This window comes from Chryseobacterium culicis (assembly GCF_900108365.1).
Classification (GTDB): Bacteria; Bacteroidota; Bacteroidia; order Flavobacteriales; family Weeksellaceae; genus Chryseobacterium; species Chryseobacterium culicis.
The window spans coordinates 211,113-236,008 of sequence record NZ_FNWQ01000006.1 but is presented as its reverse complement, the minus strand read 5'-3'; the positions used below and the strand labels follow the sequence as shown (position 1 = coordinate 236,008).

At 37.4% G+C, this 24,896-nt stretch carries 26 protein-coding genes; 14 read left to right on the top strand and 12 right to left on the bottom strand.

Translation table 11 applies throughout. From position 1 onward, the window contains the following. Position 1: 1 nt before the first annotated feature. From BLW74_RS19275 to BLW74_RS19260, 4 genes are read left to right on the top strand one after another with little or no spacing between them, the layout of a single operon-like run. Positions 2-760, top strand: coding sequence for an ABC transporter ATP-binding protein (locus BLW74_RS19275; RefSeq protein ID WP_089695154.1), 759 nt, complete (start codon positions 2-4; stop codon positions 758-760). Next, a complete protein-coding gene (locus tag BLW74_RS19270) occupies positions 747-2,015 on the top strand; it encodes an ABC transporter permease (protein ID WP_089695151.1) in 1,269 nt (422 codons plus the stop codon). The genes BLW74_RS19275 and BLW74_RS19270 overlap by 14 nt, the downstream gene beginning before the upstream one ends. Next, positions 2,005-2,433: an acyl-CoA thioesterase gene (locus BLW74_RS19265; RefSeq protein WP_089695148.1), complete on the top strand. Its 429-nt coding sequence runs from the start codon at positions 2,005-2,007 to the stop codon at positions 2,431-2,433. Before BLW74_RS19270 ends, BLW74_RS19265 begins: the two co-directional genes overlap by 11 nt. Continuing rightward, positions 2,430-3,578 (top strand): beta-ketoacyl synthase N-terminal-like domain-containing protein, encoded by a 1,149-nt coding sequence (locus tag BLW74_RS19260; protein ID WP_089695145.1) that lies wholly within the window; start codon positions 2,430-2,432, stop codon positions 3,576-3,578. Before BLW74_RS19265 ends, BLW74_RS19260 begins: the two co-directional genes overlap by 4 nt. 74 nt (positions 3,579-3,652) lie before the next feature. Here the strand turns inward: BLW74_RS19260 and BLW74_RS19255 are convergent, their stop codons facing one another. The 3 genes from BLW74_RS19255 to BLW74_RS19245 are packed head-to-tail and all read right to left on the bottom strand — an operon-like array spanning position 3,653 to position 6,173. Continuing rightward, entirely contained in the window at positions 3,653-4,222 is a 570-nt protein-coding gene (locus BLW74_RS19255) for a DUF6705 family protein (RefSeq protein ID WP_089695142.1), read from the bottom strand. Continuing rightward, a complete protein-coding gene (locus BLW74_RS19250) occupies positions 4,222-4,803 on the bottom strand; it encodes a DUF6705 family protein (protein WP_089695139.1) in 582 nt (193 codons plus the stop codon). Before BLW74_RS19250 ends, BLW74_RS19255 begins: the two co-directional genes overlap by 1 nt. A 14-nt stretch (positions 4,804-4,817) precedes the next feature. Beyond that, complete coding sequence (locus tag BLW74_RS19245; protein ID WP_089695135.1) at positions 4,818-6,173, bottom strand: hypothetical protein; 1,356 nt, start codon at positions 6,171-6,173, stop codon at positions 4,818-4,820. A 164-nt stretch (positions 6,174-6,337) separates the two neighbouring features. Here BLW74_RS19245 and BLW74_RS19240 point away from each other — a divergent pair, with 164 nt between their 5' ends. From BLW74_RS19240 to BLW74_RS19195, 10 genes are all read left to right on the top strand, one after another. Further along, complete coding sequence (locus BLW74_RS19240) at positions 6,338-6,877, top strand: 3-oxoacyl-ACP synthase (RefSeq protein ID WP_089695132.1); 540 nt, start codon at positions 6,338-6,340, stop codon at positions 6,875-6,877. A gap of 99 nt (positions 6,878-6,976) precedes the next feature. Continuing rightward, on the top strand, positions 6,977-7,234 hold the full coding sequence (locus BLW74_RS19235) for a phosphopantetheine-binding protein (protein WP_089695129.1): 258 nt from the start codon (positions 6,977-6,979) through the stop codon (positions 7,232-7,234). An 83-nt stretch (positions 7,235-7,317) separates the two neighbouring features. Further along, positions 7,318-8,517 (top strand): beta-ketoacyl-[acyl-carrier-protein] synthase family protein, encoded by a 1,200-nt coding sequence (locus BLW74_RS19230; RefSeq protein WP_089695126.1) that lies wholly within the window; start codon positions 7,318-7,320, stop codon positions 8,515-8,517. Then, positions 8,514-9,575: a beta-ketoacyl synthase N-terminal-like domain-containing protein gene (locus BLW74_RS19225; RefSeq protein ID WP_089695124.1), complete on the top strand. Its 1,062-nt coding sequence runs from the start codon at positions 8,514-8,516 to the stop codon at positions 9,573-9,575. Before BLW74_RS19230 ends, BLW74_RS19225 begins: the two co-directional genes overlap by 4 nt. 153 nt (positions 9,576-9,728) lie before the next feature. Then, complete coding sequence (locus BLW74_RS19220; RefSeq protein ID WP_089695121.1) at positions 9,729-10,484, top strand: polysaccharide deacetylase family protein; 756 nt, start codon at positions 9,729-9,731, stop codon at positions 10,482-10,484. Beyond that, the gene (locus BLW74_RS19215; protein ID WP_089695119.1) at positions 10,477-11,103 is read left to right on the top strand and encodes a flexirubin biosynthesis/transport protein LolA2; all 627 of its coding nucleotides are present in this window, start codon (positions 10,477-10,479) and stop codon (positions 11,101-11,103) included. The genes BLW74_RS19220 and BLW74_RS19215 overlap by 8 nt, the downstream gene beginning before the upstream one ends. After that, entirely contained in the window at positions 11,069-11,704 is a 636-nt protein-coding gene (locus BLW74_RS19210) for a flexirubin biosynthesis protein LolB2 (RefSeq protein ID WP_089695116.1), read from the top strand. The genes BLW74_RS19215 and BLW74_RS19210 overlap by 35 nt, the downstream gene beginning before the upstream one ends. 79 nt (positions 11,705-11,783) lie before the next feature. Beyond that, the gene (locus BLW74_RS19205; RefSeq protein ID WP_089695113.1) at positions 11,784-12,164 is read left to right on the top strand and encodes an ApeI family dehydratase; all 381 of its coding nucleotides are present in this window, start codon (positions 11,784-11,786) and stop codon (positions 12,162-12,164) included. After that, on the top strand, positions 12,161-12,637 hold the full coding sequence (locus BLW74_RS19200; protein ID WP_089695111.1) for a hypothetical protein: 477 nt from the start codon (positions 12,161-12,163) through the stop codon (positions 12,635-12,637). The genes BLW74_RS19205 and BLW74_RS19200 overlap by 4 nt, the downstream gene beginning before the upstream one ends. Before the next feature lie 4 nt (positions 12,638-12,641). Beyond that, positions 12,642-13,814: a DUF2062 domain-containing protein gene (locus BLW74_RS19195; protein WP_089695108.1), complete on the top strand. Its 1,173-nt coding sequence runs from the start codon at positions 12,642-12,644 to the stop codon at positions 13,812-13,814. Positions 13,815-13,864: 50 nt separating this feature from the next. Here BLW74_RS19195 and BLW74_RS19190 read toward each other — a convergent pair whose 3' ends face one another. From BLW74_RS19190 to fabG, 9 genes are all read right to left on the bottom strand, one after another. Next, a complete protein-coding gene (locus tag BLW74_RS19190; RefSeq protein WP_089695103.1) occupies positions 13,865-16,504 on the bottom strand; it encodes a T9SS-dependent M36 family metallopeptidase in 2,640 nt (879 codons plus the stop codon). A 137-nt stretch (positions 16,505-16,641) separates the two neighbouring features. After that, positions 16,642-17,895 carry an alpha/beta hydrolase gene (locus BLW74_RS19185; RefSeq protein WP_228424971.1) on the bottom strand — a complete coding sequence of 418 codons (1,254 nt, stop codon included), beginning with the start codon at positions 17,893-17,895 and terminating at the stop codon, positions 16,642-16,644. Between the two features lie 6 nt (positions 17,896-17,901). Further along, on the bottom strand, positions 17,902-18,267 hold the full coding sequence (locus BLW74_RS19180) for a hypothetical protein (protein ID WP_089695097.1): 366 nt from the start codon (positions 18,265-18,267) through the stop codon (positions 17,902-17,904). Beyond that, positions 18,264-19,856, bottom strand: a complete 1,593-nt coding sequence (locus tag BLW74_RS19175) for a C45 family autoproteolytic acyltransferase/hydrolase (protein ID WP_228424969.1) — start codon at positions 19,854-19,856, stop codon at positions 18,264-18,266. The genes BLW74_RS19180 and BLW74_RS19175 overlap by 4 nt, the downstream gene beginning before the upstream one ends. A 79-nt stretch (positions 19,857-19,935) precedes the next feature. Continuing rightward, entirely contained in the window at positions 19,936-21,477 is a 1,542-nt protein-coding gene (locus BLW74_RS19170) for a phytoene desaturase family protein (protein WP_089695093.1), read from the bottom strand. A 158-nt stretch (positions 21,478-21,635) separates the two neighbouring features. Beyond that, positions 21,636-22,520 (bottom strand): LpxL/LpxP family acyltransferase, encoded by an 885-nt coding sequence (locus BLW74_RS19165; protein WP_089695091.1) that lies wholly within the window; start codon positions 22,518-22,520, stop codon positions 21,636-21,638. A gap of 121 nt (positions 22,521-22,641) precedes the next feature. Next, positions 22,642-22,896: an acyl carrier protein gene (locus tag BLW74_RS19160; protein ID WP_034692469.1), complete on the bottom strand. Its 255-nt coding sequence runs from the start codon at positions 22,894-22,896 to the stop codon at positions 22,642-22,644. Between the two features lie 4 nt (positions 22,897-22,900). Further along, complete coding sequence (locus BLW74_RS19155) at positions 22,901-24,121, bottom strand: beta-ketoacyl-[acyl-carrier-protein] synthase family protein (RefSeq protein WP_089695089.1); 1,221 nt, start codon at positions 24,119-24,121, stop codon at positions 22,901-22,903. 1 nt (position 24,122) lies between these two features. Beyond that, positions 24,123-24,854: a flexirubin biosynthesis SDR family reductase FlxB gene (fabG, locus tag BLW74_RS19150; RefSeq protein WP_089695086.1), complete on the bottom strand. Its 732-nt coding sequence runs from the start codon at positions 24,852-24,854 to the stop codon at positions 24,123-24,125. Positions 24,855-24,896: the final 42 nt, after the last annotated feature.

The window sequence follows — 24,896 nt, the reverse complement described above, 5'->3', positions numbered from 1 at the left end:
TATGGCAGAAAATATGATTGAGATCAAAAACTTATACAAGAAATATAAAAATTCTGATGAGTTTTCTGTAAATGATATTTCGTTAAGCATCAGCAAAAATGAAATCTACGGAATCCTGGGACCTAACGGTGCTGGAAAAACAACACTGATTTCAATGCTTTCAGGATTGATCAAACCTACTTCGGGACAGTTTACCATTGATGGCCTGTCTCCGCAGAAAGAAGGTTTTAAGATCAGGCAGATTATCGGTATTGTTCCGCAGGAATATGCTTTATATCCTACCCTGACAGCGAAAGAAAATCTTATGTTTTTTGGAAGCCTTTACGGTTTAAAGCATAATCAGCTTAAAAAAGCAATTGATGAATCCCTGGAAATTATGGGACTGTCAAAATTTGCCAACAAGCAGGTAGGCCAATTTTCAGGAGGAATGAAACGACGCTGTAACCTCATCGCCGGAACACTTCATAATCCTAAAGTTTTATTCCTGGACGAGCCTACTGTAGGAGTAGATGTTCAGTCTAAAAAAGCAATCATTGATTATCTTTTAGATTTAAATAAACAGGGAACCTGTATCATTTATACTTCCCACCACCTTTCTGAAGCAGAAGAATTCTGTACAAAAATTGCCATCATCGATCATGGAAAAATTCATGCTGTAGGAACCCCTGAAGAACTCGTGAACAGAGTAGCAAGCGCTGAAAACCTTGAAGATGTTTTCATTTCATTAACCGGAAAAGAATTAAGAGATGTTGTTGTATAAACTGTGGAGAAGTTTTATTAAGGAAATTCTTCTGCTGAAAAGAGATATCGGAGGAATCGTCATCATCTTTGTGATGCCTTTGCTTTTGATTGTCACCATTACCCTTATTCAGGATTCTACCTTTAAAAACCTTGAAGGCTCAAAGATTCCTATTATCTTTATTGATCAGGACAAATCTGAAGTTTCAAAAAATATAAAAACAGAACTGGAAAACAGCAAAACATTCCAACTGCTCACCAATTTTAATGAAAAATCAGCTCAGGATGCTGTTTTTTCAGGAGAATATCAAATGGCGATTGTCATTCCGGAAAATTTAACGAAAGATTTAAATTCCAATATTGATTCTAAAGTTCAGACTATTGTAAGCTCATTTGGGCTGGAAGGAGATTCTGCAAAAGCAAAAACAGCGGTTCCAAAGGCCAAAGAAATTCATTTATACTTTGACCCTGCTACCAATGCCGGATTTAAGAATTCTGTGATGAACTCTGTCAACAAAATGGTTTTTGAGATTGAGAATAAAAAGATCTATAAAGCATTTCAGGATCAGCTGGGAACCACAGAAAATATTGAGGAAAATAAAAACCTGATCAGCTTTAAAGAAATTACACCCAAAAAAGGAGCCATGGATGTCATGCCGAATTCCGTTCAGCATAATGTCCCTGCGTGGACTCTTTTTGCAATCTTCTTCATTGTAGTGCCCTTATCCATTAACCTTGTGAAAGAAAAAAGCCAGGGAACAAGTGTGAGAGCCAGAATAAGCCCTACCCCGTATTTTGTCCATATTTTAGGAAAAACGTTCACCTATCTGATCATCTGTATCATTCAGTTTTTACTGATGGTTGCCGTAGGAATTTATCTTTTTCCCTATATGGATCTTCCCGCTTTTGACGTGTCCGGAAAAATGTTCCAGCTTATAATTGTCACTCTTTTTGCAGGATTGGCAGCGATAGGCTTTGGCGTTTTATTAGGAACTGTTGCTGATACCCAGGAACAGTCTGCCCCATTTGGAGCCACTTCTGTAGTGGTTTTAGCTGCTGTGGGCGGAATTTGGGTACCTGTATTTCTCATGCCGGAATTCATGCAGACTATTGCCGGATTTTCTCCCATGAACTGGGGCTTGAATGCTTATTATGATATTATTTTAAGAAATAGCGGAATTGGCGGAATTGCCAAAGAACTGGTTTTCCTTTTCTTATTCTACATAGCCACCGTAGCCATTTCTATTTTTTACGAAAAAAAACAAAATGCAGTCTAAAGAAAATATATTAACCTGTACTGAAGAAATAAGAGTACGATTCAATGAAACAGATCCGCTGGGAATTGTCTGGCATGGGCATTATATCGTGTATTTTGAGGACGGAAGAGAAGCTTTCGGACGTCTGCATGGTCTTACCTATCTTGATATTCAGAATGCAGGATTTGTAACGCCCATTGTAAAAAGTACGTGTGAGCATTTTCTTCCTTTAAAATATGGAGAAACATTCAGAATTGTGACCACTTTTATCAATTCTGTTTCCGCAAAACTAATTTACCGGTACGAGCTTTTTAATCAGGAAGACCAATTGGTATGCAGTGGAGAAACCATTCAGGTATTTCTTGATAGCAACGGGAGTTTGTGCCTGTACAATCCGGAGTTTTTTCAAAACTGGAAAGATAAAATGGGATTATCATGAGGAAGGAAATCTATATCACAGACTATAATTGTGTCACTCCGTTGGGTTTCAATGTTAGTTCAAACTGGAAAGCCCTTTCAGAAGGACAGTCCGGAGTTGCTCTACATAAAATCATAGACAATCAGGATGCTTTTTATGCGTCCATGATTGATTCTGACAAACTGAATGAAGAATTCAACAGAATCTTCTCCCGAAATAACAATAATGATTTCACAAGACTGGAAAAAATGCTTCTTATAAGCTTACAGCCTCTTGTTGAGAAGCATGTCATATCAGAAGACACAGCTTTCATCCTTTCCACCACCAAAGGAAATATCAGCCTGCTAAAAAACCAGTCTGAATTACCGGAAGGGGTTTATTTGTCTAAATTAGCAGAAAAAACTGCAGATTTCTTTGGATTCAAAACAAAACCAATCATCATTTCCAATGCCTGTGTTTCAGGGGTGATGGCTATTTCCGTCGCTAAAAACATGATTCAGGCAGGAAAATATAAAGATGCTTTCGTTATCGCAGGTGATGAGCTTTCTGAATTTGTGATTTCAGGATTCAACTCATTTCAGGCCATCGGCTCCGGAGCCTGCAGACCTTATGATAAAAACAGGGACGGAATCAATATCGGTGAAGCCGCAGCTGCAGCTTATATCACTTCAGAACCTTCTGAAAACGAAAAATTACGATTTAAAGTACTTGGAGATTCTTCTGTAAACGATGCCAATCATATTTCCGGGCCTTCAAGAACGGGAGACGGCCTATATGCCAGCATCAGAAATGCAATGAATGAAGCGAATGTTTCTCCGGAACAGATTGATTTTATTTCTGCCCACGGAACCGCAACTTTATATAACGACGAAATGGAAGCCATTGCCTTCAACAGAATGGATCTCCAGAATATTCCTCTTAACAGTATGAAAGGATATTATGGCCATTGCCTGGGTGCATCCGGACTTCTGGAAAGTATTATTTCTATGGAAAGCGCTCTTCACAGCACTGTACTTCCCTCAAAGAATTTTGAAGAAACGGGAGTTACCCAGCCTTTGAATATCATTAAAGAAAACAAAACTGCAGAAATAAAATATATTCTAAAGACCGCTTCTGGTTTTGGAGGATGTAACGCGGCTGTTGTGCTTGAAAAAGTAATTTTTTAAAACAATGAAGGATGTCTTTAAAGACATCCTTCATTGTTTTATTTAATGCAAATTATTACCAATATATTTTTTCATTATTGCTTTGTAAATATCAAATTCTCTGTCTCTGGCAAATATATTGTGTAATCAAGATTAGGTGGACAGCTGATATCATTTCGGGTTGTTGTTCCAGGATAATACCCCCAAAAAAACTGAGCAGTACCTTTCATTTTCAAAACAATAGTTCCGATTCCAACACTACAATTTCCTCCGGAAAAAAGTAAAGTAACACTATTTCCATTATTCTGAGTATAGACGCTTCTCATAGAAAGTCCTATATCATTTGTAAAATCTTTATTCAATGTACTTTCTAATACAACACCATTCTTTTTAACCTCATATCTAGCAAATAACTGATCTGTGTAATAATTCTTATTGAAATTTTTAGTTGCTACTTTTATTTGTTTTGAAATCTGTAGAGTAATAGTTTTATCCTGAAAAGAGGCTTTCCATGTACCTACATAGGGATTTAATTCATCATTTAAATCTTTGAAATATGAATTTTCAGCAGCTCCAAATACTGAAGTATTTAATGGAAGCACCTGCTCTTGTGCTTTACATGATAACAATGTCAAAATGCCTAATATCAACAATAAATTTCTCATTATTGCTTGATAAATATTAAGTTCTCTGTCTCTGGCAGATAAATTGTATAATCTAGATTTGGTGGACAATTAATATCATTCCTAGTTTTTGTTCCTGGATAATAGCTCCAATTAATTCGATTAGCAGCTATTTTTTTCACATATATAAAACCTAAACCAATACCACAATTTCCGCCAGAAAAAAGAAAATCAATTTCATTATTCCCTTTTATATTAGTACCTAAGCTTTGTATAAAATATTTTAAATTATCTTCAGAGTAATTAATATTTAAATTACTTTCGATAATGAATCCCATATTATCTCTAATTTCATATTTCATAATAAGCTGGTCCTTATAAAAATTCTTACCCCAAGCTTCATAAGCTCTTTTAAACTCTTTATTTATAAATAAAGTCACTATTTTATTTTGAAAAGATGCTTTCCATGTTCCAATATAGGGATCCAATTCATTATTTATATCTTTAAAATACGAATTTTCAACAGCAGCATAATCTGAATTGTTTAATGGTAAAATATTTTGAGCTTTAAAAAAATCTATTGTAAGAAACAATAAAATTATTATATATAATATTTTTTTCATAAATTATTAAATTATTAATTATTACAAGGAATATCTGTTGTCGTTCCATCAGTATTTTGAATTACTGTAGAAGGATTAGTATCTTCTATTTTTTGTAAAGTAACTTTATTTTGTAATCCCATTTTTTCTAAGGTAGCAAAGAATATTTGTTCTAATCCCTTAAAATTCAATGTACCTTGTCCACTAACAAAAGAATTATTTTTCATTAATCCATACATTAATATCAATTGTTGAGTATCCCATGCTAAGAGATCTAACTCATTATAGGCACTTAATGGATAGTCAACATAACCTCCATTGAAATATATTACATAATGTATGCCACCTGGGGCCATAATTCCAACATATCCATTCCCTGCACTTCCCACATTCTGATATCTGGCAATTTCTACTAAAGTAGCAATATCTGTTGCAGAAAATATATCTACTTTTGTTCCTGTATGGTTGTGGTAAGCTCCATTCATGGTAGAGGGATCTCCAAAGTTAACACTGTGATCACCATTCTGGGTAGTGGGTGTAGGATCTCCTGTTTTATTGTCCCGCCATCCTTTTTCTCCCGTGCCATTAGCTATATGATTTTTCAAATCATCAGTTATTGCTTTATTCTTCTGGCTTTCCAGCATGGCTTTGGTTTTCTCGCAAGGATCTTTAGGCTCAGGTGTTCCACAGTTATTATAGATGCTGCAGTCTCCGCTTGGGGGAGGTGTACCTCCACCACTTCCACCTCCCTGTCCGGGATATACACCTACATCAATAGTGGGTAAATAGGGACCGCTTGGTGGTGGTATACTAATTTCCTCAATACCACAAGGGTCTCCTTCACTTCCTATACAAGGTGCGGTTTCATCATCTCCTCCTTTGCGGGAGGACAAAGTCTTTTTGCTAAGATAAGCAGAACGAAACTTCTCCAAAACCATTTGATTATATTCTTCGTTGGGGTTAAGGGTTCCGAATTCTACAAAAGTTTCTTCATTGCGAAGAACACCTACTATGATACCCGTTACCGCTCCGCTTTCTACCACCGGAAAAAACACCCAGGTTTCTCCATTGTATAATTTGATAGGTTGAGAAGATATCCGGAAATCAACATGTTTCTCAGCAATATCACCTTTTTGAAGCGAAAAGTTATTTTTAGAAATTCTGAGGCCTGTGAAATTGGAACTGTGAATCCGGTCATATTCTTTTAAAAGAAAAGCAAAGCCATTGGGATAATCTATTTTCCCATCAACAGGCTGACTAAAGACCTGGAATTTGTTGGAATAATAAGCTTCGTCTTTCGAAGATATTGCTTCATCGTTAGTCCTGCATGATTGCAAGGATAAAGATAAAACAATCAACGGTATAAGCCGTGAAATAGTTTTTCTCATCATAGAAATTTGTTTTTATGGCGCTAAATATAAAAAATATTTTTAAATCAATGTATTATTTCTAAATGATCTCCAATTTTAGAACATTGTCCATGATTGAATTCTTTTTCTTTTTTTTACATTTGCTTGAAAATAGAAAATCTTCTTAAACAGCCGATCTATTATTAATGAAGAAAACAAACACCTGTACCATAGAGCATTCAAAAATAACCGTTGACGGACATGTTATTTTTGAAAGCCAAAGCGAAACCTTTCAGGAATTTGCTAAAGAAGCTTATAAAAGTTTGGATCTCAGCTATCCTAAATTTCATAAAATGGATCACCTGAGTAAACTGGCTTTTCTTTCCGCAGAAACCATTTTGAAGGACGAAGATCACAGCAGAACAGCCATCGTTTTTGCCAACAGATCATCCAGCCTGGATACAGACTTCAAATACCAGGAAAGCATTAACGATCCGGATAACTTCTATCCGAGTCCGGCAGTTTTTGTCTATACTTTACCCAATATCTGCGTTGGAGAAATCAGCATTAAGCACAAAATGCAGACAGAAAATGCTTTTTTTGTACTGGATGAGTTTGATGAAAAATTTTTACATGATTATTCCGAACAGATCCTGCTGTCCGGCAAGGCTGACAAAGTATTGTGCGGCTGGGTAGAATTGTATCAGGAAAATTACAAAGCTTTTGTATATTTGCTCACATTATAATTTAACAATGTACCAATCTGATAATGTACCAATGCTAAAGGCAATAACAACCATTGGTCAACTGGTACATTGATATATTGTTACATTAAAATACTATTTATGGAAAACTTAAAAACAGAATTGAAGCACAAAATTATTGAAGTCCTTAACCTTGAAGATGTATCTGTAGAGGAGATCAAAGATACTGATCCGTTATTTGGCGGAGGTTTAGGATTAGATTCTATTGATGCTTTGGAATTGATCGTTCTTCTTGATAAAGATTACGGAATCAAATTAGCTGACCCTAAAAAAGGAAAAGAGATTTTCCAATCTATCGATACGATGGCTCAATTCATTGAGAACAACAGAACAAAATAAATAACATCACAATCTGACAAGGTAGCAGTGCAGCAATTATTGGTAAATTGTAAGAAGGATACATTGTCAGATTATTGAATACCATGAGTCAAAAAATTGCCATAACAGGAATGGGCATCATTTCCTCCATCGGAAACAATGTGGAGGAAAATTTTATTTCATTACAATCCGGAAAACACGGGATTTCAGATATTGAAATGTTTGAAACCCGCCATGCCGGCCAGATTAAAACAGGCGAAATAAAATTATCCAATGAAGCGCTTGTAAAGCTACTTCATCTTGATGAAGACAACAATATCACAAGAACGTCTCTGTTGGGAATGACTGCAGCAAAAGAAGCTGTAGAAAGTGCCGGAATATCAGATATTAACAGCTGCAGAACAGGGCTTATCTCTTCTACCAGTGTAGGAGGCATGGATGTTACTGAAAAGTATTTCTACACGTATGAAGACTTTCCTGACAAGCAAAAATATATTGATGCACATGATGCCGGAAATTCTTCTTTGGCTATTGCCGGCTATCTGGGATTAAAAGGTATGGTTTCTACCATCAGCACAGCCTGTTCATCAGCCGCAAATGCCATTATGATGGGGGCTAAACTGATTAAAAACGGAGTGTTGGACCGTGTGATTGTCGGAGGAGCAGATTCTCTTTCGAAATTTACATTAAATGGATTCAACACCCTGATGATTCTTACCGATTCCTACAATACCCCTTTTGACAACAACAGAAAAGGATTGAATCTTGGAGAAGCCGCCGCTTTTCTGGTTCTTGAATCTGAAGAAATAGTCAAAAAAGAAAATAAAAAAGTTCTGGCTTATCTTTCCGGATACGGAAATGCCAATGATGCCCACCACCAGACTGCTTCTTCAGAAAACGGTCAGGGCGCATTTTTAGCAATGCAGCAAGCTCTGAAAATTTCCGGATTGACAAAAGAAAATATAGATTATATCAACGTTCACGGAACAGCAACTCCCAACAATGATTTATCGGAAGGAATTGCTATGATAAGAATTTTCGGAGAAAACCAGGTCCCGGAATTCAGTTCTACGAAAGCATTTACAGGGCATACTCTGGCTGCTGCAGCCGGAATTGAAGCGGTATTTTCTATTTTATCCATTCAAAACAGTCTTATCTTCCCGAACCTGAATTTCAAAACAAAAATGGAAGAGTTTGATCTTACGCCTGTTACAGAACTGAAAGAAAAAAACATGAATCATGTTCTTTCGAATTCATTTGGTTTTGGAGGAAACTGTTCAACCTTAATTTTCTCAAAATCATGAGTGCAGTATACATCAACAGTGCATCCTGTATCTCTGCTCAGGACACATTAAATAACAATATTCTTCAGAATCTTACTTCTGAAAACACTTCAAGCATCCTTAAAGCGATAGAACCCAATTACAAAGAGTTCATTCCGCCTGCGATGATCAGAAGAATGTCTAAAACAGTAAAAATGAGCTCCGCAGCATCGCATTATGCTCTTAAGGAAGCAGGAATTGAAAAGCCGGATGCCATCATCGTAGGAACCGGAATGGGCTGCTCACAGGATTCTGAAAAGTTTCTGAAAAACGTAATTGATAATCATGAAGAGTTCCTTACGCCTACTTTTTTCATCCAGTCTACCCACAACACGGTAGCAGGGCAAATTGCGCTGGGACTGCAGTGCCATGCTTATAACTTCACGTATGTAAACACTTCCTCTTCCCTTGAGTTTTCATTACTGGACGCTCAGCTGCAGATCTGTGACGGAGAAGCAGATAATGTTCTGGTAGGTTCTACTGATGAACAGACCGAAAGAACCATGGAACTTTACCGCTTAAACCATACCATCAAAAAAGAAACCGATCTTCCGGCTGATCATTTGAATTCTAATACCAATGGCGTGATCTGGGGAGAAGGTGCCAGCTTTTTTGTAGTAGGAAAAGATAAAACCGAAAATTCTTACGCAAAGCTTAAAAATATCCAGATCAGCAATACCGTTGGATTGAATGAAGTGCAGGATTTTATCCAAAAGTTCTTAGTTCAGAATAATCTTTCGAACCAAGATATTGATGCAGTTATTTTGGGATTCAGCGGGGATGCGGCATCTGATGTTTATTATACAAAAGCAATGGATCTGTTTCCAGGTTCATCACAGCTGTACTATAAACATCTGAGTGGAGAATTTAACACGGCTAGTGGTTTTTCAATATTTATGGCCTCTCACATTCTTAAGGAGCAGCAGATCCCGGAAATCATGATGATCAATTCCCAGAAAAAAGAAAGGGTGAAGAATGTGCTTCTTTACAATCATCTGGCGGGTCATGATCACAGCCTCGTATTATTAGAAAAGGCATAGTTGTTGAAATTAACATTACACAACCTATTTGTCATTCAGAGCGAAACGCAGTGAAGTGGAGAATCTAAATTAAAAATTAGTCTGGACCCTTACGGAGTGACAATGGTCTACAATAAATATTACGACTCTAAACTTGTAATAAAGCAATCAGCAATGAAACATTATCCATTTATCCTGTTCTATCTTTTCTGTAACGTTTTTATTTATGCGTTCCATGGCGGCTTTTGGGTATATCTTTTTTGTTTTTTTACTTTTTGTGCCGTGGTCGTCTGGGGTTCATTTGATATTGAACTGGGATATTTTGTAAACAGTATTACTCATAAACGCACCAGACTAAAAGAAGTGGCTCTTACATTTGATGACGGCCCTACTGAATTTACCCCTCAATTTTTAGACTTGCTTAAAGAACATGATATTAAGGCAACTTTTTTCTGTATCGGAAAGCAGATCGAAAAATATCCGGAAATCTTTCAGAGAATCATTGCTGAAGGGCATACAATTGGAAATCACACGTTATCACATTCGAGCTCCACAGGTTTTTTATCTGCCGCTAAAATGATTGAGGAAATTGAAAAATGTGATGAAGTCATGAAAAATGCAGGGAACATTAAGACCCATCTCTACAGGCCTCCATTTGGAGTGACAAATCCCAATATTGCCAAAGCGATAAAAAATACAGATAAAATAAGCATAGGCTGGAATGTGCGGTCATTAGACACCATCATTGATAATGAAAAGAAAATCTACAAGAGGGTGACCAGAGGCCTGAAAAAAGGCAGTATTATCCTGCTTCACGACACTTCCGAAAAGACCTGTCGTGTGCTGGCCAATTTATTAGTATTTTTGAAGGACAAAAAATATTCAACCTTTACTGTTGATACAATGATAAATTCAAATAAAAATGATTAAAAATATTGCTTTCGGAGCATTCTTACTGGTTTCCGGTTTCTTTTTTGCCCAAAACACGGCCATGTCAGGAGCTGAAGCCAAAGCATTTGTGTCGAAGGTTTCTTCGGATACAAAAGAGATTAAAACGTTACAGAGTGATTTTACCCAGACCAAAAAAATGGATTTTCTGGATAAAAATATCGTTACTTATGGGAAAATGTCTCTGCAGACTCCCAATATGCTAAGCTGGAAATATACCAAACCTTATCAGTACAGCATTGTTTTCAAAAGCAATAAAATCTTCATCAATGATCAGGGGAAGAAATCTTCTGTAGATGCCAAAAGCAAAACTTTTGAAAAAATAAACAAACTGATTGTAGGAAGCTCAAACGGAACCATGTTCAATGATCCTGAGTTTACGGTAACGTATTTCAAAAACGGGAATTACAATGTGGCGAAGTTTATTCCTAAAACATCGCAGCTGTTAAAATACATCAAGCAGATTGAGCTGTACTTCCCAAAGAATCAGTCTACGGTTTCCCAGGTAAATATGACCGAAGCTTCCGGAGATACCACGAATATTGTTTTCAAAAATACAAAGATTAATGCTTCCATTCCTGCGTCAGAGTTTTCTCTATAGCCTTATTCTGCTGGTAGCTGTTTCCTGTAAAACCTACCAATTAACAGATGTAAAGGCTGTTTCTGCCTCTGAAAAAATTGTTGAAAACTTATACTTCTCTTCCGGTGAAGATTATGTATACAAATGCCAGATGGATATCTATAACAACCATGTGAGCGGCATTCTGATTATCAAAAAACTTAATGAAACAACGCACCGTGTCGCTTTAACTTCAGACTTCGGGAACAAACTCATTGATTTTGAGGTTTCTGAGAGTGATTTCAAGCTGAACTATGTACTTCCTGACCTGGATAAAAAAATAGTGATCAATTTCCTGAAAAACGATTTCCGACAGCTTCTGAAAAGAAAATATCCGGTAAGCGAAAGTTTTGAGAACAGTAATGCCAAGATCTATCTTTCAAAAATGGAGAACAAGAGCTATTATCTGTTCTTCAACAAAGAAAATAATCTGCTGAAAGAGATTGTTTACACGAAAAATAACAGGGAGAAAATTGATTTCAATTTTGATGCAAAAAAACCTATCTTCGCGGATAGCTTACATCTACAGCACAAAGACTTTAAGATCAATATAAAACTATTTCAGATAACCGAAACAGAATAACTTCAAAGCTGTAATGTATGCATACACAATACAGCTTTGAAAAGAAATTGATTATACTTTTAATCTTAAAAATAAGATCATGCAAACCATTCTTACAGACTTTTATACTTTAACATCATACGATAAGACAGAGGAAGGAAAATTCGCAGCTCATATTCACCTGAATAAAGACCATGCTATTTTTAAGGGGCATTTTCCCGGAAATCCTGTAACTCCAGGAGTTTGTATGATGCAGATCATTAAAGAACTGACTGAGGAATTTACAGGTTCAAAATTATTCCTCAAAACCGCTTCAAACGTAAAGTTTATGGCGATTATCAATCCTTTTGAGACACCTGACTTACACCTTCAGCTGGACATAGATGAAAATGGTGAGGATGTAAAAGTAAAAAATACAACTTCTTTTGGCGAGACTATTGCATTAAAACTGTCTGTAAGCTATAAAAAATTACCATCATGAAACTAATCCTATCATTCATAGCGGCATTTGTTTTTTTCTTTCAGTCTGATCTTGAAACGCTGAGAAACAGCTATGCTAAAGCCAACGAATCCAACAGCAATACGCAAAATTTTATTGATACAGCAGAAAAGCAGTCCGGATCTGATGCTGTAACCGTAGGATATAAAGCTGCAGCGAAGATTATGGAAGCCAAAATTGCCAAAAGCAACAGAAAATCTCTGGTGAAAACAGGAGCTACAAGCCTTGAAGCAGTTATAAAAAATAATCCTAACAATGCAGAACTTCGCCTGATCAGACTGAGTGTACAGGAAAATATCCCGAAAATTGTAGGGTACCGCGGAAGCCTGAAGGATGACAAAGCGTTCCTGCTGAATAATTACAGCAAACAGAATACAGCGCTAAAAGGCTATATCAAAAGGTTTGCAATGCAGTCTAAAACCATTACAGAGGCAGAAAGAGCCACATTAAAATAAAGAAATGTCCCTTGCTGAAGTACAAAATGCAATTTCTGAAAAAAAGATCTGCATTTTAATACCTACCTACAACAATGAAAAAACCCTTAAGAGGGTAATTGACGGTGTTCTTGATTACACTGAAAATATCATCGTGGTTAATGATGGTTCCACAGATTCTACGCCGCAGATTCTTGCCCAATATCCTCAGATCACCATTATTTCCCTGCCGGAGAACAAAGGAAAAGGTAATGGTCTTAAAACCGGGTTTAGAAAGGCAAAAAAATCAGGATATGATTATGCCATCACGATTGATTCGGATGGGCAGCATTATCCGGATGACATTCCGGTGTTTGTAGAAGCGCTTCTTCAGGAACAAGAAGATATTCTTCTGATTGGGAACAGAAATATGTCTCAGGATGGCATTCCTAAAAAAAGCAGTTTCGGAAACCGGTTTTCCAATTTCTGGTTCTGGTTTGAAACCGGCATCAAGCTGGAAGACACACAATCCGGGTACAGACTTTATCCTTTGCATAAAATTCCAAAGAAATATTTCACGCCTAAATTTGAGTTTGAGATCGAGATTATCGTAAGAACTGCATGGAGGCATGTTCCGGTAAAAAATGTTCCGATCAAGGTTTTGTATGATCCGGCAGAGCGGGTTTCACATTTCAGACCTTTCAAGGATTTTACCCGAATCAGTATTCTGAATACGATTTTGGTGACGATCACTTTACTCTATATTATTCCGAGAAACTTTCTGAATAATTTCAAAAAAAAAAGCTTTAAAAAGTTCATCCAAGAAGATGTCTTAGAGAGTGACGGAAGCAACCGTACAAAAGCATTTTCCATAGCATTAGGAGTTTTTATAGGGCTTTCACCCTTTTGGGGATTTCATACGCTGCTGGTCATTAGCTTATCTGTACTTTTTAAGCTTAATAAAGTACTTGCCTTTGTTGCCTCCAATGTGAGCCTTCCTCCTTTCATTCCTTTTATTATTGCGGCTTCTCTGTTTCTGGGAGCACCGTTTGTAAGCGGCAACAGTGATATTTTACATCAGGATTTAAATTTTGAACTGATTAAAAACAATCTGCTTCAATACATTATCGGCAGTTTTATCTTAAGCACTTCACTTTCTGCTCTTGCGGGCATTACTTCTTTTTTATTCCTGAATAAAGTAAGCCCGGAAAACAATTAAAAAGCCCGGAACAAAGTTCCAGGCTCATCACAATTAGTTATTATAAATTTCTATTTAGAAACAATAATCTTTTGAGAATAATCTATGGAGTCATTGCTTACTTTTACAATGTAAGCACCATTGATTAGCTTTTCTGCGCTGATTGTATTCTGTTTGTTAAGGTTGATGCTTTCTTTAGTGATCAGCTTTCCGGTAAAATCAAAGACAGAAACTGTTGTAATTCCTGATAACTTGAGATCAGACGGAGTTTTTATCGTAAATTCATTTCTTACAGGATTTGGATAAATTGATATTCCTTTTGAATTACTGGTTTCTTTGACCGCTAATGCCAGACATTCCGCAGGAACAGTGAAATCTTCTACCTGATCGCTCAATTCCGGCATAGGCTGGTTAGCACCAAATGCAAGGCCATTAAGAGCACCTGCAGAGGCATTTACCCCTAAACCTCTTTTAGCAAATGTAGTCCAGATCATACATTTATTTTGTCCCCCTGTAGATGCCTGGTCAGCAGCAAGAATAGCATCTCTTCCCTGTACAAATGTAGGATTACATGGCTGTAGCTTAAGAGCATCCATTACCAGCTGTAAAACTTTTGCACTTCCGCTGTTAGGATCAGCAAGAACATTACTGTTGTATCCGTATTTATCTACATATTTCCAGTTAAGGTCCCAAAGCATACTTGCCCAAATAAATCCGATGCTGTGAACATCCGGCACTGTAACAGGAATTCCTTGGATACTTGTGCTTACTTTCATTCCGTTTGTACGTCCGTAAGTATAATCGTTGAGCCCAAAATCCGGCGAGTATTTAGCAGGTCTAATTCCTCCACCAGTGGTAGCCTGTCCGGAAACAAAGCTTCCTACTCCTCTGGCCATCGCAGAAGTATCTCCCGGTCTGGTTGTCATCATCAAAGCAAAGAAATCGGACCATCCTTCACCCATTTGCTCATTAGAAGAAATATAAGACAGACAAGAGCTTCCTGTTCCGGTAAGACGGTTCGAAATACCATGACCATATTCGTGGCTGATTACTCCGTTATCTAAACTTGCATCCTTGTAAACGGCGGTAGTTTTTAATGTTGCATTTCCTACAATACCATTAGTAAGTTCGTTAACTAAAAACTGGCCTTCTGACAAACCTACCATAATGGTTGGGATTGTGATCGTAGCATCTGTACCTCCTAATCCTACAGGAGTATCACTTGACGGGTGATACTGTATTACACCCACTGCTCCTGCATCCTGTAAATTCTTTGTTTTAACAGAAAAATTACATCCTGCAGCAGTTACTACAGCGATCTTTCCTACCAAACTTCCGGCAGTAACCGTAGTACATGCATTAGCTGGTGTTGAAAGCGCAAGATCTCCTGTTACAGGCGGATTACCCATAATTTGAGGTCCAAAATTAGCTGTAGTAGCGATTGGCGCTCTGGAAGTATAATTGGATGGTGAATTATAATAAAGATATCTTACATTTCCGCTTGGTGAAAAAAGAAACATCTGCATTCTTCCGCTGGTTCCGTCCACGCCCGGATTAAAGTTGGCATTATTAAGGCCGCTTCCATCTCTTGATTCAGCAAGAACAGGGTCGTTACCTGTACCACCATTTCCAAAATTGTTTACCTGATAGTTTCTTGCAGATTCAGTAAATCCAAATTTATAAAATACATCATGCATCTTATTCGAATTGTAAAATAAATTGGTTACTGCTGCAGAAGTATAGGTGGTATGGGCTGCCGTTACATCCAAAGGAAAATCAAATGCTCTGTTTGCACCTCCGTCGGGAGAAAACTGTGGTGTATTGGTATTATTCTCATCAGTGTATGCAAATGCATTATTACCTCTTGTTATGGTATAATGGTTGGTACCATCAGAGTGCCAGCCTTCCGGTGATGCAGTAAGATCCCATGGATTGGTAAGCAGGGTTCTTGCTCCAAAGGTAGGAGCTTCTGTAGGGAATGCAAACACATTGTAAGTAGCATTATCAGGGGCTAAAACAAAGTTTGCTGGATTCTGCAGGTTTTCTGCAGCTGAATTTGCCGGCAAAGATACCGGGATGTTCTCTGCAAATGATTCAGAGTGATGATCATAGGCTTCATCATGGAAACTACAAGATAATGTGGTGTTTTCCTGATACAGGATGCTTCCATCTTCTGTACTGACGATTGTATTCCAGACATTACTGGTTCCCTTTTCTTCAACAAAAAACTGGTAGCCAAGGATAAGCTCACCACCTTTTGCAAAATAGACCGCATTAGCCACTATCGGGCTTTCTTTACCATCAATATTCTTTACGGAAGATAATCCGTTTAGTTTTTCAATCGTGCTTGCTACTAACGCGCTTTTTCTACCATTTTCTTTTCCTTTAATGGCAGAAGGATAACTCTTGATAAAGGTATCTGCAAAATTTAAAACTTTCCCGTCTCTTATCAAAACATTGGCAGAACTTCCAAAAACAGGAATTCCATTAATTGTCTGCTGTATACCGACAACATCTCCATTTAAGCTCTTTGAAGGATCTACATTAATGATTTTGAATGTTTTCAGTTCGGGATTTATTCTTTGAAACGATCCCTCTGCAGAATTAACATAGTCCTTAATGGTCTGCTCATATTTTTGCGCAGATAATGCACTTACGCTAAAAATAGAATAAAACAACAACAGCTTAACACTAAGTCGAATTTTTTTCATTTAGATTACTTTTTAACAAATATTAATAGATTAGATGTAACAGTTAGTAGAAAAATAATATCTAATGTTACACATATATCTAATATTCATTAAAAAATATTAATCCTTTCGGGCGAAAATTTGCATTCTGCAATACATTACTGCAGTATAAACTGCGACAGATCTTTTAAAAACGGCTCATCCACCTTTCCTTTTGTTTCGTAATCTTTTGGGGAGGGTTTTCCCGAACCTGTTATGAATAAATGACTTAAGGAAGGATACAATCTAAATACTGCTGCTTTGTTATTTTTCAGCGCAGTCTTCCATAGATTAAAATCTTTTTCAGTAACCTGATAATCTCTCCCACCCTGCGCAAAAAACATTGGAACTTTAATTTTCTTCACTTCATTAAGCTGGTTATAATTCTTCAAATACTGCCAGTATGCGGCAGATTGTCCCAAAGGTAGCTCAGATGATGGTGAATTCAGATTAAATTGGGATGAGTTTAAAAATGCAACCTGCTTTTTTATTTCCTGAACGGCTTCGGAAGGAACTTTCGCCGGATCAATTGAATGAAGATACTCGTATTGCTCCACTAACAGGTCCTGAAGCGGCCTTGCATTTCCGGCCATAAAAACATACTTTGAAGCCTGAGCTTTTTTTGCAATTTCAGGCATCAGATACGCTCCCTGGCTGTGTCCGAGAATGATGATCTGATATCCCTTAAAATCGGCACTATTTTTAAAATAATTGGCAGCATTTACTGCATCATTAATGGTTTCTTCTTCTACCGTAGACTTTTCAGTGAATGCCTCAGGATAGGTATAAGTTCTTTTATCATACCGGTAAGAAGCAATTCCGTTGGCTAAGAGATATTCTGCAATGTCTTTAAACGGTTTGTTTTCTCCAATGGTTTCATCCCTGTCATGAGCTCCGGAGCCATGAACGAAAATAACCAATCTTTTTTTATTGTCGGAAGGGGGAACTAATAATGTTCCGTTCAGTTCAATACCATCACTTTTTATTGTAAGCGTGGTCTTTTCATCATGCTTTTCAAATGTTTTATGAGGAACCAAAAAGAAACCCAGCAACTTATTGTTCTCGCTAAAGGTAAGCTGAACATCCAGTTTTGTTTTTTCAAATTCGGAATAGTAATAGTATGTGTTTCCTTCATTATTCACTTCAAGAATATTTTTTAATCCTCCAAGCTGTCCCTGAAGCTGCTCAGTGATAGATTTAAGCTGGTCTGCCGGAATTTGTCCGGCTACCGAAGGATCAAAATAAGAATGTGCTTTCTCTGTGTTTTTATCTATCAGCAAAGCTTTAATGAAAGTGTTTCCAATCTCTTTTCTATCCTGGGAAAAGAACAACACAGAATAAATGATCAATAGTAAGGTTAAAAGTTTTTTCATAATCAGTTATTTAAAAACCACATCAGAAAATGATAGTGGGGTCATCATGATGGTAACAAATATCGCAATAATTACTAAAGCAAGCTGTGTAATATGCTCTGTTTTTTCTCTTTCGTCTTCATGGATTTCGAAGGTGAACTTTATTTTATCCGGTCTTCTGATAATCAGCCAGATAAATAAAAGAATAACCAGATTCATAAGCACAGGAAATACAAGAAATATTTTGCTCCCGTAATTGTCTTTCATCGTTCCGTAGCCATGAATCGTGATTGTATCCGGTATTGAACTGTAAACAGAACATAGATACATGGAATAACAGATGATAATGACAAAAGGAACGCAGAACAGCAGTTTTATATATTTGGGAATCATTTCAGTTTCTTTAAAGTTTTTCTAAGGTATTTTTCTACATTTTCCCGGTCCGGAACGGTTGTAATTTCTTTCGTCAAAGCTTTGTCAAATGCAATTTTTGCCTTCGGATATTCTTTTTTGTGATAATAATATTTCCCGGATTGATAATAGACCAGCCAAAAATCAGGGTTCATAGATTGATAATAGGGAATAAGATCATCCGACAGCAGTATATCTTTATTTTCTGAGGCCTCACTGATTTCCCTGCCCAGCATTTTAGACTGTTCATAATACCCGAATTCTTCTGAATCCGCAAAAGGATCTCTTGCAATATTCAATCCTGTTTTTGCCTGCAGACTTTGTGATAAAGGTTTACCAGAAAAAACTTCATTCAGGTCATAGCACACAAATTCTCCCAGCTGATAAGGATTGGAGGAAACCCAAACTAATTTTTTCTGAGGCGAAAATATAACGGCATGATGAGCCAGAAGCTGATTGAGTGCTTTTTCATTACCATAACCTATACTTTTATTGTGCAAGCCGGATGTATTTCTTAAAATGGAAGCCATTTTTTCCGGAGTGATCTTTTTTTCTTCCTGCACAAGTTCCTGAAGCTTTTCATAACGGTATTCGGAATGGCTTTCTTTAATGTGCTTCTGATTTCTCCTGTCATCTTTATAGGCATCCGACTGGAAGTGGTTGGTACAAAGAACTCTGCTGGTATTGTGTACTTTGTACACACCGAAGTTTTTAGGTGAAACTTCAATAATTACCGCATTTTTGTCATGAGCACTTCCTACCAGGATAGATTCTGAAACGAAAACCTTTCTTTTTTTAGCAATAGCAATAGCTTCTTCAATATTTCCGGCAAATTGAAGAATTTCTCTTGTAACAAGTGAAATAGGTGTTTTTGCCATCCAGGGAATTTTTGATTTTCCGGCGTTAATTGTCACGGTAATTCCTTCTTTATTCATCCCTGAAACAACACCGAGCATTCCCGGCCAGCTTACGGACATGTAGGGAATTCCTTCTTCCGGCTGAACAAATTCCACCAGTTTATTTTTGGCAAAATCATCACCTACGTAAAAATCAAAATTTCTTCCAATCAACAGATCTCCATCTTCGGTATTTTCGTTCCATACGGCAAGAGAACTGCACCCTACCATCGCCAGATCCTGCATAGCATGCCCAATATCATGAGCACCGTGCAGGTAAAGACTCCTTAAATATTTTGGTGCAATAAAGTCGTACTGATCAGATGAATATTGTGATAATCCGTACAGTTCTGCCTGATAGTCTTCTCTTACATTGAGGTACATTTTTCTGTTGTACCATTTTAAAAAGCCTCTTAGCAGCCTTTGTCTGAATTTTGAGGGTACAAATCCTTCCACTTTTGAGAAGAAAATATCTTCCTGTTTCTGCATTAGGTTTTGCGTTAATGCTCCGTTATTATATCCCAGCTGCAAAGGATTTCCTTTGATATAAAGTTCCCAGAGCTGCTGCCTGTTTTTGGTAAGATAATTCTGCTTATAGCTGAAAGTGCTGTCATTAATTCTGCTTACATCAGGTATCTCCAGCGAATAGTGTTTTACATCAGGAATATGCTTCACAGACTTAGATATTCCGCACGAGGTGAGGAAAAAACAAAAAGTAAGATAAAAGAGCACTTTTTTATAAGATGGAAAGAGATCAGTTTTTTTCACTCGGGTTTTTATTAATCATTTGTGTCAGCCTTCTGTCAATTGTTTCTTTTCCTATAATTTCTGCGCAGGTATTAAAGGCACCAATGGTAACACCTAAAATACCGTGCATATTAACGGATTGCCCGGTAAGAAAAAGGTTGTCAATTTTCGTACGGGGAGAAACCATTGTTCTGAGGGGATTCTCAGAACTTTTCATGTAACCGTACATATTGCCTTCAAAGTTCCCGATATAGTCCCGGTAAGATAAAGGAGAAGAAGTATATATGATTTTAATAGCATGCCTCAGATTGGGAATCTTCTTTTCTAAGGCATCAAGCAGTTTTTCAGTTTTTCCCAGCTTAAATCTTTCATAAGCCGCTCCTCTTTCATGTTCATCCGCTACGGTATTGAAGGTATCTTCCCACTCTTTCACCTCTTCAAAATCCATATAAGAAATAGCGGTAAGACTTTCTGCAAATTCCGGATGACGCCTGGAAGGTGTAGAAGAAAGCATATAGGTTTCCGGCCATGATTCCTTCGTATATCCAAATGCCTTCCAGACCCGCTCTTCTGATGCATAATGATATCTGTTACAATTGAAATTTGGAACGCTGTTTGGGTGCAGGACCAGATAAATACTAAAACATGAGGAAACCGGTTTCCAGCTTAAAACCCTGTTCAAAAAGGATTTTTTCAGCCTTTCTTCTCCTATCAGCCTAATGGTGGAACGGATTTCTATGTTTGATATAAATTGTTTTGCGCTGTATTCTTTTCCTGTTTTTGTTTTTACAGAAGCCAGTGTATTATTTTCACTGAAAACAAATTCAGACACTTCTGAATGCTTATGCACTTCTGCACCATACTCCCGAAGTTTTCTGATGAGAAGCTTAGAGATCTGGCTCCCTCCTTTTACACATTTGTAAGCACTTTGTATATAAGAATTTACTGTTAAGGCATGCACATAAAAGGGTACGTTCTCCGAATCTCCGGCATATAAGAAGTTAGACCCCAGTAAAACCGCCTGAAGTTTTTTGTTATGCGTAACGGATTCGATGAATCTCTTGGTATTAAGATGCAGTATTTCCTCATTGTAGCTTTCTTTTCCGATCACATTATATCTGGGAAACTGGCTGCATACATACTGAATTTCTTCACAATAGTTTTCAAGGTTTTCCTTCTCCTCAGGGAAGTATCTGGAAAGCTGCTCCACAAAATTATGATATCCCTGTGCATGTGGATATTCAATTTCATCATCTCCAAAGCTGATTCTGTCATAGCCGTCTTCATCCATGGGATGCAGCTCAAGATCATCCATGATTTCCAGATAGGAAAAGAACTGGTTAAGATTCTGTCCCTTGCTTAAGCCGCCCAGATAATGCACTCCTGTATCAAAGATCAGTTTGTCCCGTGAAAAAGTCTGCAGATTTCCCCCATATTGGTTATTTTTCTCCAGAACACATACTTTCCGGCCTTCTTTCGCCAGAATAAGAGCTGAAACAAGACCTCCCAATCCGCTTCCGATTACAAGTATGTCGTATTCTTTCTTCAAAAGAGAATGTGCTTTTATAATTAAGAAACAGGGAATTTAAGATATTTAAAAATTACTTTGGTTAAGTAAGCGTAGAAATTTTACGGTTTATCTCAAATCTCGTCAAATCTTAATGGTTTTTAGTTTTTTATTCGTTTTATGGGATAAAAATAGAAAAATTAATCAACATCATCCCAAAAATCAAAATAATTAAACCACTGAAGAGGGTATTTTTTTACCATAGTCTCAAGATTATCAACATAAGACTGTAAAAGTCCTTGTGAATCACGATTTTTAATATTCCGGGCAACCCTTGCATACAGATGGTAATGAAGGTTATTTTCTTTCATCACATAGACGTACACTACGGGCACTCCTAATCTTGAGGCGATCAAAAACGGACCAGCCGGGAATTTTGCTTTTTTCCCCAGCAGTTCTGCTTCCAGATATTTGGATCCTTCGAAATAACGGTCGCCTGTAAAACAAATTAATTCATTATCAGACAATGCTTTATTGATCTCAAAGATATGAGACATGTCTTCTTTCACGTAGATGAATTTAATATTGCTCTTTTTTACGGCAACGCTTTCCAGATATTCTTTGATGACGGTTACTTCCTGATCTGTGGTTACCAGATTGATCTGACAGTCAAAATCAATGTCCGCAAAGAAATGTTCGGCAATTTCAAAATTTCCGATATGAGCACTGATCAGTACTCCTCCTTTTTTAGCAGCAAGAAGATTTCTGAGGTTTTCAATTCCGTCAAATTCGTAGGTATATTTTTCTCTGAGCCCGGCAGAAATAGCAGTTTTATCAATCAGAACTTTTCCGAAGGTAAAATAGCTTTTAAAGATAGAGGCTTTGGATTTCCAGTATCCGTAAGTGAGTCTTTGCTGAAAATAATAAAAGATGTACTGGTTGCTTTTCTTCTGAAACAGCGAGTAATAGGCCGCCACAAAGTACAACACTCCATATGAACTTCTGATTCCGATATTTCTAATACACCAGACAAATATTCTGTATCCGAGTACTGTTCCTTTAGATTTACCTTTCCACTTGTTCATATATAGAATTTATTATAACAGAGAACCAATGTAATCCTATCTTTTTTAATAGTGCCCCTTACCGGATCACTGTGATAGTATTACATTGGCACATTTTATAGAATAAAGATTTACTCAATAACTACGCGTTTTTTTCTGCAATCTTATGTTCAATCGTTGTATAGAAATCATCGAATGTTACCATTTTTTTGAAATCTGCTTCTCCTAATTTCACTCCGAAATTGGATTCGATCACGACTACCATGTCGATATAATCTAAGCTGTCAAGGCCCAGTGTATTTTTAAGGTTGGCATCATTACTGATTTCATCTCCATCAACCTCGAATTCGTTGACCAGAAAATCATTAACGATAGCAACAATTTTTTCCCTTTCCATGTTTTTAATCAAATTTTTTAACTATTAGTGCAGAATTGGTTCCCCCAAACCCAAAAGAATTCGACAAAAATACATCAATTTTTTGATTTTTTGTTTTTGCGACTAAATTTATCTTTTGTGCTTCATTATCAGGGTTTTCCAGGTTAATATTGGGTGCTACAAAATCGTTCTGCATCATTAGAATTGAGTAGATTACTTCACTTGCACCAGCCATCCAGCACTCGTGCCCCGTCATAGATTTGGTAGAGCTTACCGGAACATCACCTCCGAAAATCTCATAAATGGCTTTCGCTTCATTGGCATCACCAATTGGGGTGGAAGTTGCATGAGCATTGATATAATCTATGTCTGAAGCTTTGAGTCCTGACTGCTTTAAGGCCCTGTCCATTGCCAACGCGGGTCCGTCCACATTGGGCGTTGAAATATGGCCTCCGTTTGAAGAAAAGCCATACCCGATAATTTCTGCGATGACCGGAGCTCCCCGTCTCTGCGCAGATTCTAAGCTTTCAACAATCAGACTTGCAGCGCCGCCACTCGGAATCAAGCCGTCTCTATCGGCATCGAAAGGTCTGGATGCTTTTGCAGGTTCATCTTCTCTGGCTGAGAAAACACCCAGTCCGTCAAAGCTTGCCATGGAATATTTGTTGGTTTCCTGAGCACCCCCGCAGATAATCATATCCTGAAACCCGTTTTTAATCATCATATAAGCCAGCCCCAAAGAATGGGATCCGCTTGCACATGCTGCACTGATGGTAAGATTGATTCCTTTCAGCTTAAAAATGGTTGAAAGGTTCATCGTTACCGTTGAGTTCATTGATTTAAAGATCGCTCCCGATCCCATCAATGTTGTATCTTTCTTTTCTCTTGCAATGTCAATAGATTCTACTACTGCCTGGGAAACACTGTCGTTTCCGTATAAAATTCCCACTTCATGAGAATCTAAGAATTCTTCGTCCAGATTGGCCTGTTTTAAAGCATCAATAGTTGCCAGATAAGCATATTCGCTTTCTTCTCCCATACTGATACGCTGGCGTCTGTTTAAAAGGTTTTTAAGATCCGGTTTAGGAACAACTCCTGTAAGGCCTGATCTGAAGCCGAATTCTTTTCTGTCCGGATCTAAAACAATACCGGATTTTCCTTGATATAGGGATTCCCTGACCTCTTCTAAAGATGTCCCGATGCAGGAATAAATTCCCATTCCGGTAATTACTACCCTATTTTCCATGTTATGAATAAATTCCTCCGTTAATATTAATCACTTCTCCTGTAATGTAAGAAGATTTTCTAGATGCTAAAAATGCCACAAGGTCTGCCACTTCCTCTGCTTCTCCGAATCTGTTGGCTGGAATCATTGCTTTCAGTTCTTCCTCATTAAAATCCTGGGTCATGTCTGTTTTGATAAAGCCGGGAGCTACAGCATTTACGGTAACGTTTCTTTTGGCAACTTCCTGGGCAAGGGCTTTTGTGGCGCCTACCAAGGCTCCTTTTGCAGCAGAATAATTAGTCTGGCCTGCAGTTCCTTTTACTCCGGATACAGAAACCATGTTGATAATTCGTCCGTACTTGTTACGAAGCAGTTTTTGGATAAAGAAATTGGTTACATTGAAAAATCCGTCCAGACTTGTATTGATCACGGTGTTCCAGTCTTCTTTCTGCATCCACATAAAAAGACCATCTCTTGTGATACCGGCATTATTGACGATCACTTCTACCACAGCATCAGGATTTTTCTCCTGCCATTCCGTTAAAATGGTCTGTGTTTCTTCGGTATTTCCTACATCAAATTTAAGAATTTCTCCCGTAGCTCCAAGTTCTTCCACTTTAGCCAATGTTTCTTTGGCTGCCGTTTCGTTTGAAGCGTAGTTGATCAGAAGGTGATAGTTTTTCTCTTCAGCCAGTTTTATACAGATTGCTCTCCCGATTCCTCTGGAGCCTCCTGTTACAATTGCACATTTCATGCGTTAGTGTTTATATCGTTTTTAGTTTTTAAGTTGATTTGC

Coding starts and splice junctions, on each gene's coding strand:
- BLW74_RS19200 (WP_089695111.1), top strand. CDS start 12,161: ATGAAACTAATCCTATCATTCATAGCGGCATTTGTTTTTTTCTTTCAG.
- BLW74_RS19275 (WP_089695154.1), top strand. CDS start 2: ATGGCAGAAAATATGATTGAGATCAAAAACTTATACAAGAAATATAAA.
- BLW74_RS19235 (WP_089695129.1), top strand. CDS start 6,977: ATGGAAAACTTAAAAACAGAATTGAAGCACAAAATTATTGAAGTCCTT.
- BLW74_RS19255 (WP_089695142.1), bottom strand. CDS start 4,222: ATGAGAAATTTATTGTTGATATTAGGCATTTTGACATTGTTATCATGT.
- BLW74_RS19190 (WP_089695103.1), bottom strand. CDS start 16,504: ATGAAAAAAATTCGACTTAGTGTTAAGCTGTTGTTGTTTTATTCTATT.
- BLW74_RS19210 (WP_089695116.1), top strand. CDS start 11,069: ATGCTTCCATTCCTGCGTCAGAGTTTTCTCTATAGCCTTATTCTGCTG.
- BLW74_RS19160 (WP_034692469.1), bottom strand. CDS start 22,896: ATGGAAAGGGAAAAAATTGTTGCTATCGTTAATGATTTTCTGGTCAAC.
- BLW74_RS19180 (WP_089695097.1), bottom strand. CDS start 18,267: ATGATTCCCAAATATATAAAACTGCTGTTCTGCGTTCCTTTTGTCATT.
- BLW74_RS19250 (WP_089695139.1), bottom strand. CDS start 4,803: ATGAAAAAAATATTATATATAATAATTTTATTGTTTCTTACAATAGAT.
- BLW74_RS19205 (WP_089695113.1), top strand. CDS start 11,784: ATGCAAACCATTCTTACAGACTTTTATACTTTAACATCATACGATAAG.
- BLW74_RS19215 (WP_089695119.1), top strand. CDS start 10,477: ATGATTAAAAATATTGCTTTCGGAGCATTCTTACTGGTTTCCGGTTTC.
- BLW74_RS19155 (WP_089695089.1), bottom strand. CDS start 24,121: ATGGAAAATAGGGTAGTAATTACCGGAATGGGAATTTATTCCTGCATC.
- BLW74_RS19165 (WP_089695091.1), bottom strand. CDS start 22,520: ATGAACAAGTGGAAAGGTAAATCTAAAGGAACAGTACTCGGATACAGA.
- BLW74_RS19240 (WP_089695132.1), top strand. CDS start 6,338: ATGAAGAAAACAAACACCTGTACCATAGAGCATTCAAAAATAACCGTT.
- BLW74_RS19225 (WP_089695124.1), top strand. CDS start 8,514: ATGAGTGCAGTATACATCAACAGTGCATCCTGTATCTCTGCTCAGGAC.
- BLW74_RS19220 (WP_089695121.1), top strand. CDS start 9,729: ATGAAACATTATCCATTTATCCTGTTCTATCTTTTCTGTAACGTTTTT.
- fabG (WP_089695086.1), bottom strand. CDS start 24,854: ATGAAATGTGCAATTGTAACAGGAGGCTCCAGAGGAATCGGGAGAGCA.
- BLW74_RS19230 (WP_089695126.1), top strand. CDS start 7,318: ATGAGTCAAAAAATTGCCATAACAGGAATGGGCATCATTTCCTCCATC.
- BLW74_RS19195 (WP_089695108.1), top strand. CDS start 12,642: ATGTCCCTTGCTGAAGTACAAAATGCAATTTCTGAAAAAAAGATCTGC.
- BLW74_RS19245 (WP_089695135.1), bottom strand. CDS start 6,173: ATGATGAGAAAAACTATTTCACGGCTTATACCGTTGATTGTTTTATCT.
- BLW74_RS19260 (WP_089695145.1), top strand. CDS start 2,430: ATGAGGAAGGAAATCTATATCACAGACTATAATTGTGTCACTCCGTTG.
- BLW74_RS19270 (WP_089695151.1), top strand. CDS start 747: ATGTTGTTGTATAAACTGTGGAGAAGTTTTATTAAGGAAATTCTTCTG.
- BLW74_RS19265 (WP_089695148.1), top strand. CDS start 2,005: ATGCAGTCTAAAGAAAATATATTAACCTGTACTGAAGAAATAAGAGTA.
- BLW74_RS19185 (WP_228424971.1), bottom strand. CDS start 17,895: ATGAAAAAACTTTTAACCTTACTATTGATCATTTATTCTGTGTTGTTC.